Here is a 4,614-nt window from a genome sequence, read left to right on the forward strand (position 1 = left end):
GTACCCGGTTGGGCTGGTCAGCGGACTTGCAGCCTGCGGATATTCAATTCATCCAGCGCCTGATGAATTACTCCCACGACCTGGGTTTTATCGATACCACGCTCAAGACCGAACAGATCGTGGATACCTCCTACCTGCAAAAAGCCTCGCACTGAGTCTGTCATGTCCTTGCCAAAACCGAATTGGGGATGGGCGTCACTGCCATTCCTGCTGTTGATCTGGATGGCCCTGGCCAGCCGCTTTCCCACTTACATCCTGCCGCAGCCATGGGATGTTGCCCGCGAGGCTGTGCGCTGGCTGGGCGACAGTTCGTTGTGGCAGCACCTGCGGGCCAGCGTCCTTGAAGAGGTTGGCGGCTTTTGCGCGGCGGTGATCGTCGCGATTCTGCTGGGTACTGCCGGTGGCCTGTCCTCGCGTTTTCGCGATTTCATCTCGCCGCTCAACAGCCTGTTCATGGCGATCCCGCCGATCGCCTGGGCACCGCTAATCATGATCATTTTTGGCTTGGGCTATGTCTCCATCGTGTTGGTGATTTTCATCGCCGCGATGTTCCCCATGGCCGTGACCATTCAGGAGGGCGTGCAGAGTATCCGCGGCGGTGAAGTCCGTGCGGCACGCACCTTGGGCGCCAACCGCTGGCAACTGCTGGCCCACGTTTACCTGCCGGCCTCGCTGCCCTTCGTGACGGCGGCGTTGCGCATCGGCTTCAGCCAGGGCTGGAGGGCATTGGTCGCGGCGGAAATGATCGGTGCGTCCCAGGGCATCGGCTGGATGGTGTCGACGGGTGGGCAGATCGGCAACAGCAGCCAGGTGCTGCTGGGCATTGTTGTGATCGGCCTGATTGCCTGGCTGATGGAGAGTTTTGTGTTCAGGCGTATCGAGCGTCATTACCAGAAATGGCGAGTGCAGTAAGCATCGTCATTTGACTTCAACCCCCTTCAAACCTTCAGTGGACCACTGCACGAGGTGTCATGTGAGTAACGTTTTCGATCCCCGCGAAGCCGGGTATTACATTGCCCCTCAAGGCCTCTACGAACGCAACAAACAACGCCCGTTTCTGGGCAGCATCCACTGTGATCGTGACACGCTGATTGCCGGCCAATGGGATGAAATTACCCTGGTCTACGAGGTCGGCGGCAGCGGCCTTGCGGACGGCGCCTGGCTGAAACTGGCCTTCAAGTTCTACTCCGACTGGGCCTTGTTCCAGACCTCGAATCCGACTGGCCCCAACTATGTCAGCGCCGAATATCAGGCAGGCGAGCTGGTCCCTGGCCAGAGCCAGGCCTCTGTGCAGCATCTGAAAGTGCGCTTCGACCAGAAGGGGCATGAACGGCCGTTTCAGAAAGCGATCATCATCGACATCATCGACGGTTACCTGAATCCGGGAGACAAAATAATCATTCGCCTGGGCGATCGTCGTCAGGGCGGCGCGGGTACGCGGGTGCAGAGTTTTGTCGAGAAGGACTTCCGTTTCCGTTTGTTCATCGACCCGCTGGGCAGCTCGAAATTTGCCGAGGTGCCGGGTGACCCGCTGCTGAACATCGTGCCGGGACCGGCGCAAAGCGTGCAGTTGATCGTGCCTCGCCTGGTCAGCGCGGGTGAGGCGTTCGACGTACTGCTCAGGGTGGATGATGCCTGGGGCAACACCTGCCGCAACTTGCCGCTCCAAGGTGTCCTGACTCTGGTTGATCCCGAAGGGGGGGAGCGACAACAACCGTTCACCCTGGCGGCTGAAGGTTGGGCGACTGCCCGGCTTGAAGGTTTTGATCTTGGTGCGGTGGGGGAGTGGCGCTTGTCGGCCGAGGTGGCGGTACCTTTTGTGCGTGCCGCTCGGGCGTTTGTCACGGTCGATCCGGCTGGCACTGCATTGCGCCCGCTGTACGCCGACCTGCATGTGCACTCCGATGACACGGTGGGCACCAACGACACCTTGTACAACCTCAGCTACGGTCGCGATGTCGCCGGGCTCGATGTCCTCGGTTACACCGCCAATGATTTCAATATCACTGAGCAGCGCTGGGATCAGGCGGTCAACCTGATTCACGAACTCAATGAACCAGGACGATTTGTTTGCTATCCCGGCACCGAATGGTGCGGCAACTCTTGCGCGGGCGGCGACCGTAATGTGGTGTTCCTGCATGACCGCAAACCCGAGTTTCCCTTCGACAATCAAGGTCGGCTGGTGCGTTCTTTCGAGTGGAACGAGTTCACCGCCGGCACCATCAAGCCGGGTGCCTGGCCGGTGGATGAGTTGTATGCCGCCTATGCCAAGGACCCCGAAGGGCATTTGATGATGCCTCACGTCGGCGGACGCCGTTGCAACCTCGACTGGCACCATCCGGAGCTGGAGCGCCTGATCGAGGTCGGCTCGGCCTGGGGGCAGTTCCATTGGGTCTACGCCGAAGCGCTTCAGCGTGGCTATCGAGTGGGTGCCGCGGCGAACAGCGATGAGCATCAGGGGCGTTGTGGCGGTGGTGTTCCGGCCACGGCGGTGTTCGGCTCTCGCGGCGGGCTGACTGGCGTGGTGGCCGAGGCCTTCGATCGAGCCAGTGTTGGCAAGGCACTTCGCGCCCGTCGCACTTTTGCCACCACCGGCGAGCGTTCATTTGCCAGCCTGCGCCAGGGCCAGCATTTCATGGGTGAAGTGTTCACCGCCGATGCAAATGCCACGCTGGACTATCGACTGCTCGGAGAGGCGGGCTGGGAGCAGGTCGATCTGTTCGATGGCGACAAACTGATCTGGTCGCGCAACCTGCATCAGGAATTGGGTTTTTCCAGCCAACGTATTCGTCTGCGCCTGGGCGGCGCAAGGATCAAGGACCGTTATCGCGGCGCCTACTGGACCGGCGAGATTCGCGTGACGGGTGCGGTCATCAACGGCTTTCGCGCCTTGGGTCTCGATCACCCCGAACAAACTGTATGGCGCAAGGATGCAACGGTTCTGGCCTTTCGCACCGACACCAACGGCGACACCGACAGCATCGAAATCGACTTGTCGCAATTGGCCGGCGCCACGCTGCAGGTTCATAGCCGCATCGATAACTACATCAAGGTCGGCGACCCGTCTGAACCGCAACCTTACGTGCATGCGCCGACGGTGCTGATGGAGTTGTCCGGCGATGAGTTGCTGGTGCAATCGCAAGTGAGTGAAGAGTTGCCGGGCGCGGAGTTGAAGGTGTCCCTCGAAAGGACAACCGCTGCGCCGCTGCCTCGTGAACTGCAAGGGCAAATCGAGCTTGCCCGGTTGAATCTGGAGCAGGGGCGTGAACATCCATTATTCATCTGCGCCCGGCAGCGCGATCAATCCCGAGTCTGGACCTCGGCGCTGTTTCTTACGTTATAAACGGCCATAAAAAAGGGCAGCTCAAAGCTGCCCTTGTCCCAACCCATTCCTTAGGCCGCGGTAAACAGCTTGTGCGGATCCATGACGAATTTCTTCGGCGCCCCGGCATCGAACTCGTGGTAGCCACGCGGCGCGTCGTCCAGGCTGATCACCTGCACGCCGACGACCTCGGCAATCTTGATCCGGTCCCACATGATCGCCTGCATCAGCTGACGGTTGTACTTCATCGTCGGGGTCTGGCCGGTGTGGAAACTGTGGGACTTGGCCCAGCCGAGGCCGAAACGGATGTTCAGGCTGCCATGCTTGGCGGCTTTATTGACCGCACCCRGGTCTTCGGTGACATACAGACCGGGGATACCGATATTGCCGGCGACCCGCACCACGCCCATCAGCGCGTTGAGCACATCGGCCGGGGCCTCGTGCTGCGCGCCGTCATGGCCGTGGCCACGGGCTTCGAAGCCGACCGCATCGACCGCACAATCGACTTCCGGCTCACCGAGCAGGTTGGCGATTTGCTCGTGCAGCGGAGTGTCCAGGGTCAGGTCGGCGATCTCGAAGCCCTGGGCCTTGGCATGCGCCAGGCGCAGCGGATTGACGTCGCCGACTATCACCACCGCCGCACCCAGCAGACGGGCAGAGGCGGCGGCAGCCAGTCCGACCGGACCGGCGCCGGCGATATACACCGTGCTGCCAGGGCCGACACCGGCGGTCACCGCGCCATGGTAGCCGGTCGGCAGGATATCGGAGAGGCAGGTCAGGTCGCGGATTTTCTCCATTGCCTTGTCGCGGTCGGGCAGCTTCAACAGGTTGAAGTCGGCATACGGCACCAACACATATTCGGCCTGGCCGCCAACCCAGTCACCCATGTCCACATAGCCATAGGCACCGCCGGGGCGCGCCGGATTGACCGTCAGGCAGACGCCGGTGTGCTGCTCCTTGCAACTGCGACAACGGCCGCAGGCGACGTTGAACGGCACTGATACCAGGTCACCGATCTGCACGTTTTCCACGTCACGGCCCTTCTCGATGACCTCGCCGGTGATCTCATGGCCAAGCACCAGCCCGACCTGGGCCGTGGTCCGGCCACGCACCATATGCTGGTCGGAGCCGCAGATATTGGTCGAAACCACGCGCAGGATCACGCCATGGTCAATGCGCTTGCCGCGCGGGTCTTCCATTTTCGGATAGGGGATGGTTTGCACCTCGACCTTGCCTGCGCCGAGATACACGACACCACGATTACCAGACATGATTTCACCTCGCTTTTGTTG

The 4,614-nt window shown here is 61.1% G+C and carries 3 protein-coding genes and 1 pseudogene; 3 read left to right on the forward strand and 1 reads right to left on the reverse strand.

Annotation, left to right across the window (positions count from 1 at the left end; all coding sequences use genetic code 11):
• From AC1DLB_RS21875 to AC1DLB_RS21885, 3 genes and pseudogenes are all read left to right on the forward strand, one after another.
• A pseudogene (locus tag AC1DLB_RS21875) lies at nucleotides 1-155 on the forward strand (ABC transporter substrate-binding protein); the annotation flags it as partial.
• Nucleotides 156-162: 7 nt separating this feature from the next.
• Nucleotides 163-912 carry an ABC transporter permease gene (locus tag AC1DLB_RS21880; RefSeq protein WP_192351225.1) on the forward strand — a complete coding sequence of 250 codons (750 nt, stop codon included), beginning with the start codon at nucleotides 163-165 and terminating at the stop codon, nucleotides 910-912.
• 61 nt (nucleotides 913-973) lie between these two features.
• Nucleotides 974-3,343 (forward strand): CehA/McbA family metallohydrolase domain-containing protein, encoded by a 2,370-nt coding sequence (locus AC1DLB_RS21885; protein ID WP_477744363.1) that lies wholly within the window; start codon nucleotides 974-976, stop codon nucleotides 3,341-3,343.
• A gap of 50 nt (nucleotides 3,344-3,393) precedes the next feature.
• On the opposite strand, the gene fdhA is transcribed toward AC1DLB_RS21885, so the two are convergent.
• On the reverse strand, nucleotides 3,394-4,593 hold the full coding sequence (gene fdhA, locus AC1DLB_RS21890) for a formaldehyde dehydrogenase, glutathione-independent (RefSeq protein ID WP_477785627.1): 1,200 nt from the start codon (nucleotides 4,591-4,593) through the stop codon (nucleotides 3,394-3,396).
• Nucleotides 4,594-4,614 lie beyond the last annotated feature (21 nt).

Source organism: Pseudomonas sp. 05N434, from assembly GCF_056396965.1.

Coding starts and splice junctions, on each gene's coding strand:
- AC1DLB_RS21880 (WP_192351225.1), top strand. CDS start 163: ATGTCCTTGCCAAAACCGAATTGGGGATGGGCGTCACTGCCATTCCTG.